The organism is Caenimonas terrae, assembly GCF_042655405.1.
Taxonomy (GTDB): Bacteria; Pseudomonadota; Gammaproteobacteria; order Burkholderiales; family Burkholderiaceae_C; genus Ramlibacter; species Ramlibacter terrae_A.
Map to the genome: position 1 here is coordinate 304,885 of NZ_JBHSMF010000002.1, position 13,964 is coordinate 318,848.

At 68.3% G+C, this 13,964-nt stretch carries 12 protein-coding genes; 4 read left to right on the forward strand and 8 right to left on the reverse strand.

Features of this window, described 5'->3' with window-relative positions; translation table 11 throughout:
* Position 1: 1 nt before the first annotated feature.
* Both ACFPOE_RS01510 and ACFPOE_RS01515 read left to right on the forward strand, forming a co-directional pair.
* On the forward strand, positions 2 to 904 hold the full coding sequence (locus ACFPOE_RS01510) for a 5'-nucleotidase (RefSeq protein WP_376848227.1): 903 nt from the start codon (positions 2 to 4) through the stop codon (positions 902 to 904).
* A 59-nt stretch (positions 905 to 963) separates the two neighbouring features.
* Complete coding sequence (locus ACFPOE_RS01515; RefSeq protein WP_376848228.1) at positions 964 to 2,712, forward strand: ABC transporter ATP-binding protein/permease; 1,749 nt, start codon at positions 964 to 966, stop codon at positions 2,710 to 2,712.
* Positions 2,713 to 2,718: 6 nt separating this feature from the next.
* On the opposite strand, the gene ACFPOE_RS01520 is transcribed toward ACFPOE_RS01515, so the two are convergent.
* The 3 genes from ACFPOE_RS01520 to pyp are packed head-to-tail and all read right to left on the reverse strand — an operon-like array spanning position 2,719 to position 5,349.
* On the reverse strand, positions 2,719 to 3,654 hold the full coding sequence (locus ACFPOE_RS01520; RefSeq protein ID WP_376848229.1) for a DMT family transporter: 936 nt from the start codon (positions 3,652 to 3,654) through the stop codon (positions 2,719 to 2,721).
* A 58-nt stretch (positions 3,655 to 3,712) separates the two neighbouring features.
* On the reverse strand, positions 3,713 to 4,960 hold the full coding sequence (locus tag ACFPOE_RS01525; protein WP_376848230.1) for an AMP-binding protein: 1,248 nt from the start codon (positions 4,958 to 4,960) through the stop codon (positions 3,713 to 3,715).
* A complete protein-coding gene (gene pyp, locus ACFPOE_RS01530) occupies positions 4,960 to 5,349 on the reverse strand; it encodes a photoactive yellow protein (protein WP_376848231.1) in 390 nt (129 codons plus the stop codon). The genes ACFPOE_RS01525 and pyp overlap by 1 nt, the downstream gene beginning before the upstream one ends.
* Before the next feature lie 226 nt (positions 5,350 to 5,575).
* On the opposite strand from pyp, the gene ACFPOE_RS01535 reads away from it, so the two are divergent.
* Both ACFPOE_RS01535 and groL read left to right on the forward strand, forming a co-directional pair.
* Positions 5,576 to 5,869, forward strand: a complete 294-nt coding sequence (locus ACFPOE_RS01535; protein WP_376848232.1) for a co-chaperone GroES — start codon at positions 5,576 to 5,578, stop codon at positions 5,867 to 5,869.
* Positions 5,870 to 5,965: 96 nt separating this feature from the next.
* Positions 5,966 to 7,618 carry a chaperonin GroEL gene (groL, locus tag ACFPOE_RS01540; protein WP_376848233.1) on the forward strand — a complete coding sequence of 551 codons (1,653 nt, stop codon included), beginning with the start codon at positions 5,966 to 5,968 and terminating at the stop codon, positions 7,616 to 7,618.
* A gap of 81 nt (positions 7,619 to 7,699) precedes the next feature.
* Here the strand turns inward: groL and ACFPOE_RS01545 are convergent, their stop codons facing one another.
* The 5 genes from ACFPOE_RS01545 to ACFPOE_RS01565 form a co-directional block, all read right to left on the reverse strand.
* Complete coding sequence (locus ACFPOE_RS01545; protein WP_376848234.1) at positions 7,700 to 8,074, reverse strand: DUF805 domain-containing protein; 375 nt, start codon at positions 8,072 to 8,074, stop codon at positions 7,700 to 7,702.
* A 75-nt stretch (positions 8,075 to 8,149) separates the two neighbouring features.
* Positions 8,150 to 9,688, reverse strand: coding sequence for a glucose-6-phosphate isomerase (gene pgi / locus ACFPOE_RS01550; protein WP_376848235.1), 1,539 nt, complete (start codon positions 9,686 to 9,688; stop codon positions 8,150 to 8,152).
* Position 9,689: 1 nt separating this feature from the next.
* Positions 9,690 to 10,637, reverse strand: coding sequence for a transaldolase (gene tal / locus ACFPOE_RS01555; RefSeq protein ID WP_376848236.1), 948 nt, complete (start codon positions 10,635 to 10,637; stop codon positions 9,690 to 9,692).
* A 44-nt stretch (positions 10,638 to 10,681) separates the two neighbouring features.
* On the reverse strand, positions 10,682 to 11,734 hold the full coding sequence (locus tag ACFPOE_RS01560) for an ABC transporter ATP-binding protein (protein WP_376848237.1): 1,053 nt from the start codon (positions 11,732 to 11,734) through the stop codon (positions 10,682 to 10,684).
* Positions 11,731 to 13,950 carry an ABC transporter permease gene (locus ACFPOE_RS01565; protein ID WP_376848238.1) on the reverse strand — a complete coding sequence of 740 codons (2,220 nt, stop codon included), beginning with the start codon at positions 13,948 to 13,950 and terminating at the stop codon, positions 11,731 to 11,733. The genes ACFPOE_RS01560 and ACFPOE_RS01565 overlap by 4 nt, the downstream gene beginning before the upstream one ends.
* Between the last annotated feature and the right edge of the window lie 14 nt (positions 13,951 to 13,964).

The window sequence follows — 13,964 nt, forward strand, 5'->3', positions numbered from 1 at the left end:
GATGGCTGCATCCCTGGACAACAAGCTGGTGGTCGCGATCTCCTCGCGCGCCCTGTTCAACCTCGAGGAAGAGAACCGGATCTTCGAGAGCGGCGACCCGCAGGCCTACATGAACCTGCAGCTGGCGCGGCTGGACCAGCCGGCGCCGCCGGGCATCGCCTTTTCCCTGATCAAGAAGCTGCTGGCCTTCAACGACAGCACGGCGCAGCGGGTGGAGGTGGTGATCCTGTCGCGCAACGATCCGGTGTCGGGCATGCGGATCTTCCGCTCCGGCGCCGCCAACCAGATCAAGCTGGAGCGCGGCGTGTTCACCCAGGGCCGCTCGCCGTTCCGCTACCTGCGGCCGCTGCGGGCGCACCTGTTCCTCTCGGCCAACGCCGACGACGTGCGCGAGGCGCTGGCGGCGGGCTTTCCCGCCGCCCGGGTGCTGACCGAATCGGTGCTGGCCGGCAGCAACTATCCGGACGAAGTGCGGATCGCCTTCGACGGCGACGCCGTGCTGTTTTCCGATGAAGCGGAGCAGGTGTTCCAGGCCCAGGGCCTGGACGCGTTCCAGCAGCACGAATCGAGCAAGGCGGCCCAGCCGCTGCCCGAGGGGCCGTTCAAGCCGCTGCTGGCGGCGCTGCACCGGCTGCAGCAGGCCGGCACGCCGGCAATGAAGATCCGCACCGCGCTGGTCACGGCGCGCAGCGCGCCCGCGCACGAGCGGGCCATCCGCACGCTGATGGACTGGAACATCCACGTCGACGAGGCGATGTTCCTCGGCGGCCTGGCCAAGGGCGAATTCCTGCGCGAGTTCGAGCCCGACTTCTTCTTCGACGACCAGACCGGCCACGTGAACCATGCGGCGCGGCACGTGCCGTCGGGCCACGTCAACAGCGGCGTTTCCAACCCGCGCGCCTGAGCCACACGCGGTCCGGCAAGAGGCTAGGATGGCCTCCTTCCGAAGAAGGGGCTCATCGCATGCAACTGGTCTCCAAGATCGCGCTGGTCCGCAGCACCGCGCGCAAGGTCTGGGCGCTCGCCGCCCCCTATTTCCGCTCGGAGGACCGCTGGAGGGCCCGCGGCATGCTGCTGGCGATCGTGCTGCTGAACCTGGGCACGGTCTACATGTCGGTGCAGATCAACGAATGGAACCGGCTGTTCTACGACGCCCTGCAGAACCGCGACCAGGCCGTGTTCTGGCAGCAGCTGGGACGCTTCACCTACCTGGCCTTCGGCTTCATCGTGATCGCGGTCTACAAGTTCTACATGACCCAGCTGCTGGAAGTGCGCTGGCGCGCCTGGATGACGGACCATTACCTGCAGCGGTGGCTGGCTGCCAAGGCGTTCTACCGCATGGAGCTGGCGCGCTATTCCACCAGCGATGCGCCCGACAACCCGGACCAGCGGATCCAGGAAGACCTGAATCTCTTCACCGGCTACACGGTGGGCCTGTCGATGGGCCTGCTCAATTCCCTGGTGACGCTGGCGAGCTTCGTCGGCATCCTGTGGGGGCTGAGCGGCGGATTCACCTTCTCGGCCGGCGGCGGCACGTACGTGATCCACGGCTTCATGGTGTGGGCGGCCATCGCGTACTGCATCGTCGGCAGCGTGATCACCCATTACATCGGGCGCCGGCAGATCCCGCTGAACTTCCAGCAGCAGCGCTACGAGGCTGATTTCCGCCACCACATGATCCGGGTGCGCGAGTACAGCGAAGCGATCGCGCTGGACAAGGGCGAGCCGGTGGAGCGCGATCACCTGGACCTGCGCTTCTCGCGGGTGCTGGTCAACTACCTGCGCCTGATCAGGGCGCAGAAGAACCTGATCTGGTTCACCAGCTTCTTCGGCCAGGCGGCGATCGTGTTCCCGTTCCTGGTGGCGGCGCCGCGCTTTTTCAGCGGCGCGATCCAGCTGGGCGAACTGATGCAGATCTCCTCGGCCTTCGGGCAGGTGCAGGATTCGCTGGCCTGGTTCGTCGACAACTACAGCTCGCTGGCCGCCTGGCGCGCGACCACCGACCGCCTGACCAGCTTCGAGGACAGCCTGAGCGCGCAGTCTGCCACCCAGGGCCCGGCCATGGCCACCGGCGCCGCAGCGCTGGCCACGGACGGCCTGGACATCACGCTGCCGAACGGAAAACTGCTGCTGTCGAAGCTCTCGCTGCGCGTCAATCCGGGCGACTCGGTCCTGATCAAGGGGCCGTCGGGCAGCGGCAAATCGACCTTGTTCCGGGCCATCGGCGGCATCTGGCCGTTCGGCACCGGCAAGGTGGATCTGCCAGACGACGTGATGTGCATTCCGCAGAACCCCTACTTTCCGGACGGCAAGCTGCGCGACGCCGTGGCCTATCCCGAGCCGGCCTCCCGCTACACGGAGCCGGCGCTGCAGCAGGCGCTGGTCGACGCGATGCTGCCGCAGCTGGCCGCGCGGCTGGACGACGAGGACGCCTGGAGCCAGAAGCTGTCCGGCGGCGAGCGCCAGCGGCTGGCGATCGCGCGGGTGCTGCTGAAGAACCCGCGCTGGCTGCTGGCCGACGAAGCCACCAGCGCGCTCGATCCGAAGACCGAGGAAGGCCTGTACCGGACCCTGCTGGCGCGGCTGGCGAAGGTCGACGGCGCGCTGGTCTCGATCGCGCACCGGCCGGCGCTGGAGGCCTTCCATCGCCGCCGCTGGGAGATCGAAGCCAACACCGACGGCGGCGCCGCCGCATTCCGGCTGAAGGAGTAGCCGCGATCAGGCCGCTGCGCGCCGGCTTTCCCGCCGCGCGATCCACAGCGTGGAGCCGGCGATCACGGCGCCGCCGACCAGGGTCGAGCGGCTGGGCAGGTCGGAGAACATCACCCAGCCCAGCGCCGCGGCCCACACCAGGTCCAGGAACTTGACGGACTGCGTGGCGGAAATGTCGGCCACCGTGAAGGAGCGGGTCAGGCAGTAGTGGCCCGCGCTGCCCAGCACGCCGCACAGGACGAAGCTCACCCATTGCCACGGCGACGGGGAATGCCATTGCATCAGCCCCAGCGGCATGCTCAAGAGCGCGACGGTGATGGCCTGCCAGACCACGATCACCTCGGTCCGGTCGAACCTGGTCAGGGTCTTGGTCAACAGGAACGAGGCGGCGAACAACGGGCTGGAGGCCAGCATCACCAGCAGGAAGCCGCCGCCGCTGCCACTGAGCTTGGGCGCGACCACGATCAGCACCCCGGCAAACCCGATCAGCGCGGCCACCCAGCGCTCCCAGCGCAGGCGCTCCCCCAGCACCAGCACGGCGCCGATCATGATGAAGATCGGCGTGGTGAAGCCCAGCGCCGTGGTGTCGGCCAGCGAGATGTGGGGAATGGCAAGGAACCACACGCACAGGCCCAGGGTGTGGACGCCGCCGCGCAGGAACTGCCCCGCGATCCGGTGCGGCAGGTAGGCGCCGACGCCGCTGCGCAGGACGAAGGGCAGCATCACCAGCAGCCCGAAGACATAACGCAGGAACTGGGTCTGGAACGGCGAGAGCGCCAGCGACAGCCCCCGCATGACGGCATTGAGCACGACGAACAGCAAGCCCGACGCCGCCGCCCACAGCAGGCCGCGGATCGAGGGGTGCAGGCCTTCCACGTGGGCCTGCGCCGCTGCCGCGTAGCGCCGCGCGCGCCCGCCCCTGCCCTCTTCGTCAACTGCCATGCACGTCGTCCATCGCCGTCGACTATATCGGGCAAGCGGCGGCGCCCCGGGCGAAGCGCTAGATTGCTGCGTCCTTGCCGTCGATGCTCCAGTCGGCGGCCTTGCCGCCGGCGCCGACCGGCAGCCGCCCGCCGATCCGGATCGCCCGGGGCCGCTGCGCCGCTGTCAGCCGGGTGGCGGTCCACCCGTCCAGTTCACGCAACAACGCCTCGCCCTGCACGCCGGCAGCCGGCACGACGAAGGCTTTCAGGCGGCTTCCTTCGTCCGGCCGCATCAGGCGAACGGCGGCCTGTTCCACCAGCGGATGCTCCAGCAGCGCCGCGACGACTCGGGATGGGAACACGTTCACGCCGCCCACCTGCACCGCCTCGTCACGCCGGCCCGCCACGCGAAACAGGTCCTCACCGAGCCGGTCGAGCCGGTCCTGGCAGGCGATCTCCTCGGCCGATCCGTCGGGCCGGCGCCGCACCAGCCGGTCCTCGCCCTGCACGAAGTCCCAGTGCGGCAGCAGGCGGTACGGATCGCGCCAGCCGCTGCGCCAGCCGATCCCGCCCGACTCCGAGCAACCGTAGACATGGACCAGCCGGGCAATGCCGGCGGCCTCGACCGCGGCGCTGACGGCGTCCGGACAGGGCGCGGTGGACGTCACGCCGACGACGTCCGGCGCCAAGGACGGCACGGCCCGCGCCACCGCCTGCCAGTAATCCGGATGGGCGACCACCAGGTCGCCGGGCCGCGCCCCGCGGGCGAGCCACGCCGGGCTGCTGTCGCGCAGGTCGACGAATGCGTCCGCCCCCAGGCCCAGCGCCCGCGGCAGCAGCAGGTTGAACAGGAAGCCGTAGATGTGGTGGCTGGGCACGGCCGACAGCACGCGGCGCCGGTTGCCGACCACGCGCGCGTGGTGCTCGACCTCCTGCTGCAATCCGGCCAGGCTGTGGCGGCAGGCCTTGGGCGCTCCGTTGCTGCCGGACGTGCGGAAGGTGAGCTGGCTGGAATGGCGCTCCAGACCCGCCTGCGCCACGTCCAGCCAGCCTCCGAGGGTGCGCTCGCGCAGCAGGTAGTCCTCGATGCCCGATTCGTGCAGGTGCAGGCTCTCGGCCAGGGCGGCCGCCAGGCCAAGCAGCTCGAGGGAATCGACCCCGAGATCGGCGTCGAATGCCAGCTCCTGCGGCCAGGGCCGCGCCCGGCCCGTGGCGCTGCGGCGTTGCCGCACCAGTTCGCCCTCGACCAGGTCGGCGACGAAGCGCCGCAGCACGGTGCGGCACCGCCACCAGCCGCCGGCGGCCATGCCTTCAGCCGCGGGCATCACAGGCGCTTGACGAAGATCCAGTAGGTGTCGCCGGCGAAGGCCTTCTTCATGTGGATCTTCACCTTGGTCGGCGCCATGTTGTAGTCGAACAGGTACTCGAACATCGCGTTCAGTTCGCCGCTCTTCACGCCTGCGTCGAAGACGCCCCGGAAGTTCGGCGCGTCCGTGCACGGCGCCACCTCGGTGAAGAAATTGCGGCCGATCACGCTGGCGGCGCTGCGGCCCGTGATGCCTGCCTCGGCGGCGTTGTACTTCAGGATCTTGCCGGCGGCGTCGAGCTGCACGGCGCCGAACGCCAGCCGGTCGATCTCCACGTTGGAGAGCTTGCTCAGGGTGTTGTCGATGTCGTGCTTGCCGAAGGCGATCACGTTGAGGTTGTCCAGCATCAGGGTCGTTCCATTTGTTACAAGAGTGACTGTCTATTCTAAATATGAACCCACAAGTCTTCGGATGCCGGCGGCTGATTTTTTGCCGTCCCAGTTGAAGTCACTGCAAAAGTGCTTATCATTAGCACTCGCTGGAGTTGAGTGCTAACAGCCCCGATTCCAATGCGTGACTGAGCGCTAACTTCCTTGGCGCCTCAATTTCCATCCAGTTTCTCTAGGAGATGCAATGAAACTTCGTCCTTTGCACGATCGCGTGATCGTCAAGCGTATCGACAGCGAAACCAAGACCGCTTCCGGCATCGTCATTCCGGACAACGCCGCTGAAAAGCCCGACCAGGGCGAAGTGCTGGCTGTCGGCCCGGGCAAGAAGAACGACAAGGGCGAGATCAGCGCCGTCGGCGTCAAGGTCGGCGACCGTGTCCTGTTCGGCAAGTACAGCGGCCAGACCGTCAAGGTCGATGGCGACGAACTGCTGGTCATGAAGGAAGAAGACCTGTTCGCGGTGGTCGAAACCAAGTGACTTTGCGGGACTGACCGGCACGCGCATCGCGCGCAGGTCGCTCTGTCCCCAACCGATCCGATCCCCCATTTCAACTGAATCATTGGAGTAATCAACATGGCAGCAAAAGACGTGATCTTCGGCGGCGACGCCCGCGCGCGCATGGTCGAGGGTGTGAACATCCTGGCCAACGCGGTCAAGGTGACCCTGGGCCCGAAGGGCCGCAACGTGGTGCTGGAGCGCTCCTTCGGTGCCCCCACCGTGACCAAGGACGGCGTGTCCGTGGCCAAGGAAATCGAGCTGAAGGACAAGCTGCAGAACATGGGCGCGCAGATGGTCAAGGAAGTCGCTTCCAAGACCAGCGACATCGCCGGTGACGGCACCACCACCGCCACGGTGCTGGCGCAAGCCATCGTCCGCGAAGGCATGAAGTACGTGGCCGCCGGCATGAACCCGATGGACCTGAAGCGCGGCATCGACAAGGCCGTGCACGCCCTGGTCGAGCAGCTGAAGAAGGCCTCCAAGGCCACCACCACCTCCAAGGAAATCGCGCAGGTCGGCTCCATCTCGGCCAACAGCGACGAAGCCATCGGCAAGATCATCGCTGACGCGATGGACAAGGTCGGCAAGGAAGGCGTGATCACCGTGGAAGACGGCAAGTCGCTGGACAGCGAACTGGACGTCGTCGAAGGCATGCAGTTCGACCGCGGCTACCTGTCGCCCTACTTCATCAACAACCCGGAAAAGCAGTCGGCGTTGCTGGATAACCCGTTCGTGCTGCTGTACGACAAGAAGATCAGCAACATCCGCGACCTGCTGCCCGTGCTGGAGCAAGTGGCCAAGTCGGGCCGTCCGCTGCTGGTGATCGCCGAAGAAGTCGAAGGCGAAGCGCTGGCGACCCTGGTGGTCAACACGATCCGCGGCATCCTGAAGGTTGTCGCCGTCAAGGCTCCGGGCTTCGGCGACCGCCGCAAGGCCATGCTGGAAGACATCGCCATCCTGACCGGCGGCAAGGTCATCGCCGAAGAAGTCGGCCTGACGCTGGAGAAGGTCACCCTGGCCGACCTGGGCCAGGCCAAGCGCATCGAAGTGGGCAAGGAAAACACCACGATCATCGACGGCGGCGGCGCTGCCGGCGACATCGAGGCGCGCGTCAAGCAGGTCCGCGTCCAGATCGAGGAAGCCACCAGCGACTACGACCGTGAAAAGCTGCAAGAGCGCGTGGCCAAGCTGGCCGGCGGTGTTGCGGTGATCAAGGTCGGCGCGGCCACCGAAGTCGAGATGAAGGAAAAGAAGGCCCGCGTCGAAGACGCCCTGCACGCCACCCGCGCTGCAGTGGAAGAAGGCATCGTGGCCGGCGGCGGCGTCGCGCTGCTGCGCGCCAAGCAGTCCGCTGGCGTCATCAAGGGCGACAACGCCGACCAGGAAGCCGGCATCAAGCTGGTCCTGAAGGCCATCGAATCGCCCCTGCGCGAGATCGTCTACAACGCCGGTGGCGAAGCCTCCGTCGTCGTGAACGCCGTGCTGGCCGGCAAGGGCAACTACGGCTTCAACGCCGCCAACGACACCTACGGCGACATGATCGAAATGGGCATCCTGGACCCGACCAAGGTGACGCGCACTGCACTGCAGAACGCCGCATCGGTCGCTTCCCTGATGCTCACGACCGAAGCCATGGTCGCCGAAGCGCCGAAGGAAGAGTCCGGCGCCGGCGGCATGCCTGGCGGCGGCATGGGCGGCATGGGTGGCATGGGCGGCATGGACATGTAAGCCCTCCGTTCGCTGCCCGCGCGGCAGTGAATCAGCAAAAAGGCCGCTTTCGAGCGGCCTTTTTTTGTCTGCGTCCCGGCGTTACTGCTGGCCCGGCGCCACCGCAGAGGACATCGGCGCGGTGTCGGGCGGGCTGCCCCAGCGGTTGGCAGCGGGCTCGCCCTGCTGCGCCATCAGGTAGAGCACCACCAGTCCGCCGACCAGGGGGATCAGGCCGATCAACTGGTACCACCCGCTCTTGCCGGTGTCGTGCAGCCGGCGGGCGCCGACGGCCAGGCCGGGGACCACCAGCGCGAGCGCGGCGATGGCGTACAGGTATTTGCTGACCAGGCCGGTGACCGCGAGCACCACGATCCAGAACAGCACGAACCACCAGAACTCGGGCCGCGCTGCCCGCCCGTTGAAGTCCGCATATTTGTTCAGGCAGGTCTTGACGGATTTTTGGATTTCGTCCATTGCTCTGGCTCCTCATGTCGGGCGGATTGCCCGCAGCAATGATATTCAGAAGCTCAGCGGCGCGATAGGCCGCGCTCAGCCGGAGGCGCGGACACGGCGCAGCAGGCCGGCGGTCGAGGCGTCCAGGCCGGAGACGTCGCCGCTCTCCAGCCGCTGCGCGATGTCGGTGGCCAGCACCTTGCCCAGCTCGACGCCCCACTGGTCGAAGCTGTTGATGCCCCACACCGAGCCGCTGACGAACACCCGGTGCTCGTTCAGCGCCACCAGCGCGCCCAGGCTGGCGGGCGTCAGCTCGTCGAGCAGCAGGAAGCTGCTGGGACGGTTGCCGGGGAAGTCGCGATGGCCGCCGGGGTCGGCCCGGCCCTGCATCAGCGCCTGCGCCTGCGCCAGCGCATTGGCCAGCAGCAGCTCCTGGTGTCGTTCCAGGCGGTGGGAGGCGCGGCTGACGGCGATGAACTCTACCGGCACCACGTCCGTGCCCTGGTGCAGCATCTGGAAGTAGGCGTGCTGGCCGTTGGTGCCGGGCTCGCCCCAGAGCACCGGCGAACTGGCGGCCGCCAGCGGCCGGCCCTGCAGGTCCACCCGCTTGCCGTTGCTTTCCATCTCCAGCTGCTGCAGGTAGGCCGGCAGCCGGCGCAGCGCGCTGTGGTACGGCGCGATGCTGCGGCTGCCCATGCCCAGGAAATTGCGGTTCCAGACATCCAGCAGCCCGAGTCGCACGGGCAGGTTCTGCTCCAGCGGCGCGCCGGCGAAATGCTGGTCGATCTCGTGCGCGCCGGCCAGCAGCTGCCGGAAGCCGTCCGCGCCGATGGCGATGGCGATCGGCAGGCCGATGGCCGACCACATCGAATAGCGTCCGCCCACCCAGTCCCAGAAACCGAAGGTGGCCCCGATGCCGAACGCCTTCGCCTCGGCGACGTTGGTGGTAATGGCAGCGAAGTGGCGCGCCACCTCCTTGCCGCCCTGCGCATCGAACCAGGCCCGGGCCGAGCGCGCATTGGTCATCGTCTCGATGGTGGTGAAGGTCTTGGAAGCGAGCAGGAACAGCGTGCTCTGCGCCCGGACCTGGCGCAGCACCGCCGCCAGTTCGTGGCCGTCCACATTGGAGACGAAGTGAAAGCGCTTGCCCGGCAGCACGAACTCCTGCAAGGCAGTGACCGCCATCTGCGGCCCGAGGTCGGAGCCGCCGATGCCGATGTTGACGACGTCGGTGATCGCGGCGTCGGCGCGGATGCGCTCCGCGTAGTCCAGCATCGCATCCAGCGTGGCATGAACCAGTTGCGCATCGGGATCGGCCGACGCGCCGCGCGGGCTGCGCAGCAGCCAGTGTTTTACCGCGCGGCCCTCGGTGCTGTTGATCGCCTCGCCGGCGAACATCGCATCGCGGTGCTGCTCGACGCCGCATTGGCGCGCCAGCTGGAACAGCAGCGACTGCACCGCGCCATCGATGCGGTTCTTCGACAGGTCGGCAAAAACCTGCGGCGCCTGCTGGCTGAACGCCTCGAAGCGGCCCGGGTCCGCCGCGAACGCCGACTTCAGGTCGACCGGGCTGGCGGCGTGCGCGCGCAGCGCCTGCCATGCCGGTGCCTGGTCGCCGCGAAGGCGAGGCTGCATGTCAGGCGGCCTTCATCAACTGTTCGAGCTTGACGGCGTCGACGGCGAAGGCGCGGATGCCTTCCGCCAGTTTCTCGGTGGCCATTGCGTCCTGGTTCAGGGCGAAGCGGAACGACGCCTCGTCGTAGTTGACCGGCTCCAGCGCCATGTCCCTGGCCTGCGCCGGATCGAGCGCGCGCGCCAGCGGCGCCTCCGAGGCGGCCAGCTGCGCCAGCAGTTCCGGGCTGATCGTCAGCAGGTCGCAGCCGGCCAGCGCCACGATCTGGCCGGTGTTGCGAAAGCTGGCACCCATCACCTCGGTCTTGATGCCGAAGTGCTTGTAGTGGTTGTAGATCTGGCGCACCGAGCGCACGCCCGGATCGTTGGCGCCAGACTGCGCCGCCTCGTCCCAGGCGCTGCCGGCGGTCTTCTTGTACCAGTCGTAGATGCGGCCCACGAAGGGCGAGATCAGCTGCACCCTGGCCTGCCCGCAGGCCACCGCCTGGCAGAACGAGAACAGCAGCGTGAGGTTGGTGCGGATGCCGCGCCGCTCCAGCCGCGCCGCCGTCTGGATGCCCTCCCACGTGGCAGCCACCTTGATCAGCACCCGGTCGGTGGAAATGCCCTCGGCCTGGTACAGCTCGATGATGCGCTCGGCGCGGCTGTAGCTGGCGTCGGCGTCGAAGCTCAGGCGGGCGTCCACCTCGGTGGAGACGCGGCCGGGAATGATCGACAGGATCTCGGCGCCGAAGCGCACCAGCAGCCGATCCATCGTCTCGTCGACCGGCCGGTTGCCGAAGCGCGCCATGGTCTCCCGCAGCAGGTGCACGTAGTCGGGCTTCTGCACCGCCTTCAGGATCAGCGACGGGTTGGTGGTCGCGTCCTGCGGCTTGAACTGGGCCAGCTGGCGGAAGTCGCCGCTGTCGGCGACCACGGTGGTGAACTGCTTGAGCGCGTCGAGTTGGTTCATGGCGCCATTATCCCGCGCGAGGCGGCGGCAGAGGCAAGCCGCCGCTACGAAGCCTGCACCACGGACACCCCGTGGTCGGCCAGCCGCAGCCCGACGTCGGCGCCCACGTCCAGCACGTTGCCGAGGTCGGGCGAGACCACGAAGATCGGCCCGAGTTCGGTCTCGAAGCTGTATTCGTAATTGCTGCCGAGATAGGCCGACTTGGCCAGACGTGCCGCCAGCCCGGTGCCCGGCGGGCCGATGTGCCAGGCCTCGGGCCGCACCGCGACCTTCACCGCGCCCTGCGCCACGCCCTGGCGCGAGGCGATCCGCAGCGGCCCCAGGCTCACCGTGCCGGCGGCATCGGCGCGCGCCGGGAACAACATGGCCTCGCCCATGAAGCCGGCCACGAACTCGCTCTTCGGAAATTCGTACAGCTCCTGCGGCGTGCCGCGCTGCGCGATCGCGCCATGGTCCATCACGATGATCTGGTCGCTCACCGCCAGCGCCTCGCTCTGGTCGTGCGTGACGTAGGCCACGGTCAGCTTCAGGCGCTGCTGCAGCGCGCGGATCTCCTCGCGCATTTCGCGCCGCAGCCGGGCGTCGAGATTGGACAGCGGCTCGTCGAACAGCAGCACGGCCGGCTCCAGCACCAGCGCGCGGGCCAGCGCCACGCGCTGCTGCTGGCCGCCGGACAGCTCGCCCGGCTGGCGCAGGTCGAAGCCGACCAGGCCGACGTTGCGCAACGCCTCCTGGGCCCGCTGGCGCGTCGTCTCCTTCCCCAGCCCCGACATCTTCAGCCCGTAGCCGACGTTCTCCAGCACGTTCATGTGCGGGAACAGCGCGTAGCTCTGGAACATCATGCTGACGTTGCGGTCGGCCGGGCCCAGCGTGGTCACGTCCCGGCCCTGGATCAGGATCTGGCCGGCCGTTGGCGCTTCCAGCCCGGCGATCATCCGCAGCGTGGTGGTCTTGCCGCAACCGGAGGGCCCGAGGATGGTCGCCAGCGTGCCGGCCGGCACGCTGAAGCTGATCTCCTGGACCACCAGCGGCGCCGCAGCGTCCTGGCCGTAACGCTTACTGACGTTGCGCAATTCGATGCCGTCGGAAGTGCTCATGGGATGCCCGGGGTTGCGCTGAGGACCGGCCGGACCGCCAGCTTGCGCCGGCCCAGCCGGCGTTCGCCGACGAGGAACTGGATCATGGCGATCGCTGCGCTCATCAGCAGGATCAGCACGGTGCAATACGCCAGCGCGACGCCGTAGTCGCCGTTGCCGACGCGGCCGATGATGTAGGTCGTCGCCAGCTCGTTTTCCGCCGTCACCAGGAAGATGACCGCGGACACGGTGGTGATCGAGCGCACGAAGCTGTACACCAGCGCCGCCACCAGCGCCGGCTTGAGCAGCGGCAGCACGACGTAGCGCAGGGTCTGCAGGCTGGAGGCGCGCAGCATCACCGAGGCCTCGTCCAGCGAGCGGTCCAGCTGCTTGAAGGCGGCCGAGCCGGCCTGCACGCCCACCGGCAGGTTGCGGAACATGAAGCACAGCACGATGATCAGGCTGGTGCCGGTCAGCTCGAAGGGCGGCACGTTGAAGGCCAGGATGTAGCTCACGCCCAGCACCGTGCCGGGAATCGCGAACGCCAGCAGCGCGGAAAACTCGAACAGTCCCTGGCCCTTGAATTCGGTGCGCGCCAGCAGCCAGGCGATCATCAATCCGACCGCTGCTGTCAGCGGCGCCGACAGCGCGGCCAGCTTGACGGTGGTGAAGAAGGAGTTCCACGCCGTGCCGGCCCAGACCATGCCGTACGGGCCCCACTCCAGCGAGAACGCGGTGCGGAAGTGGTTCAGCGTGGGGGTGTAATCGCGGCCCCAGGTCTGGACGAAGCCGCCGGCGAAGGCGAACAGGTAGACCACCAGGGTGAAGGCGATCCACGGCAGCGCGACGCCGTAGACGATGCGCCGCACGCCGGCCGGCAGCGCCATCGCCACGCCGCCATCGCCCTTGCCGCTGACGGTGGTGAAGCTCTGGCGCCCCAGCAGCATCCGCTGCACGGCGAACAGGGCCAGCGCGAACAGCGTGAGGATCCAGGCCAGCGACGCGGCGCGGCCCTGGTCGAACTGCGCGCCGACGATGGCGAAGAAGATCTCGGTGGACAGCACGGAGAACTGGCCGCCCACCACCACCGGGTTGCCGAAGTCGGCCATGCTCTCGATGAAACCGACCAGGAAGGCGTTGGCCAGGCCGGGCGTGAGCAGCGGCAGCGTCACCGTCAGGAAGGTCTGGCGCGGCGTCGCCCGCAGGGTCTGCGAGGCCTCCTCCAGGCTGGGCGAGACCGCCTGCACCACGCCGCGCACGATCATGAAGGCGATCGGCGTGAAGGCGAAGGTCTGCGCGATCCAGACGCCGAACCAGCCGTAGAACCAGCGCGAGGGCGTCAGGCCGAATGCCTGCTCCAGCAGCTGGTTGACGATGCCGGCCCGGCCGAACAGCAGGATCAGGCCGAGGCCGACCACGAACGGCGGCGTGATGATCGGCAGCATCGCCAGCACGTTCAGCGCGCGGCCGAAGCGCTTGCCGGTGCGCTCGGCCATCAGCGCCATCATCGTGCCGAGCACCGTGGTGGCGGTCGCCGTCATCAGCCCCAGGAACAGCGTGTTCCAGGCCACGCCGCAGCGCACGCCGCCGGCCAGGCACTGCAGGCCGAAGTTGCGTTCGCTGGCCACGCGCTCCCACATCGCCGCCAGCGACAGGCTGCCGTCTTCGGCCAGGAAGGCGCTGCTCAGGGCCTTGAGCACGGGAAACAGGATGAACACCGCCATCAGCGTGCCGCAGGCGGCCACCGCAGCCGCCACGAACAGGTCGCCCTTGAAGCGGCCCAGCCGCGCCAGCCCGAAGGCCGTCAGCAGCACCAGCGACGACAGCGCGATGAAGCCGCCCCAGCCGATGCCGAACTGGTTGCGACCGAGCTCGCCGAAGGCGGCGTTCAGCCAGGCAAAGCTCCAGCCCTTGGCACCGATCAGGAAGCCGCTGGCGGCGAGCCCCACCGCACCGACCAGCCCGCCGAGCAACAGCACGCCGCCCTGGGCGCGGCCCGGCCGCAGCAGGGCGGCGGCGAACGCAATCGCCAGACCCAGCGCGCCCAGCGCCAGCCAGGGTCGGCCGTAGAGGGCGGCCTGCAGCAGGCCGTTGGCCGTCTCCGCATCGCCCAACACGCGGTCCACGGCGAGCAGGCCATTGCCGTCCTGCAGCGCATACCAGGGCAGCAGCAGGTAGCCGAGCGCGCCCACCGCGCACCAGGCAAGCAGCGCCGAGTTCGGTGAGCGTCGCTGCACGGCAGGCCCCGGCG

Excerpts from the sequence above, each read along its gene's own strand:
- ACFPOE_RS01510 (WP_376848227.1), top strand. The coding sequence starts at position 2 with ATGGCTGCATCCCTGGACAACAAGCTGGTGGTCGCGATCTCCTCGCGC.
- ACFPOE_RS01515 (WP_376848228.1), top strand. The coding sequence starts at position 964 with ATGCAACTGGTCTCCAAGATCGCGCTGGTCCGCAGCACCGCGCGCAAG.
- ACFPOE_RS01520 (WP_376848229.1), bottom strand. The coding sequence starts at position 3,654 with ATGGCAGTTGACGAAGAGGGCAGGGGCGGGCGCGCGCGGCGCTACGCG.
- ACFPOE_RS01525 (WP_376848230.1), bottom strand. The coding sequence starts at position 4,960 with ATGCCCGCGGCTGAAGGCATGGCCGCCGGCGGCTGGTGGCGGTGCCGC.
- pyp (WP_376848231.1), bottom strand. The coding sequence starts at position 5,349 with ATGCTGGACAACCTCAACGTGATCGCCTTCGGCAAGCACGACATCGAC.
- ACFPOE_RS01535 (WP_376848232.1), top strand. The coding sequence starts at position 5,576 with ATGAAACTTCGTCCTTTGCACGATCGCGTGATCGTCAAGCGTATCGAC.
- groL (WP_376848233.1), top strand. The coding sequence starts at position 5,966 with ATGGCAGCAAAAGACGTGATCTTCGGCGGCGACGCCCGCGCGCGCATG.
- ACFPOE_RS01545 (WP_376848234.1), bottom strand. The coding sequence starts at position 8,074 with ATGGACGAAATCCAAAAATCCGTCAAGACCTGCCTGAACAAATATGCG.
- pgi (WP_376848235.1), bottom strand. The coding sequence starts at position 9,688 with ATGCAGCCTCGCCTTCGCGGCGACCAGGCACCGGCATGGCAGGCGCTG.
- tal (WP_376848236.1), bottom strand. The coding sequence starts at position 10,637 with ATGAACCAACTCGACGCGCTCAAGCAGTTCACCACCGTGGTCGCCGAC.
- ACFPOE_RS01560 (WP_376848237.1), bottom strand. The coding sequence starts at position 11,734 with ATGAGCACTTCCGACGGCATCGAATTGCGCAACGTCAGTAAGCGTTAC.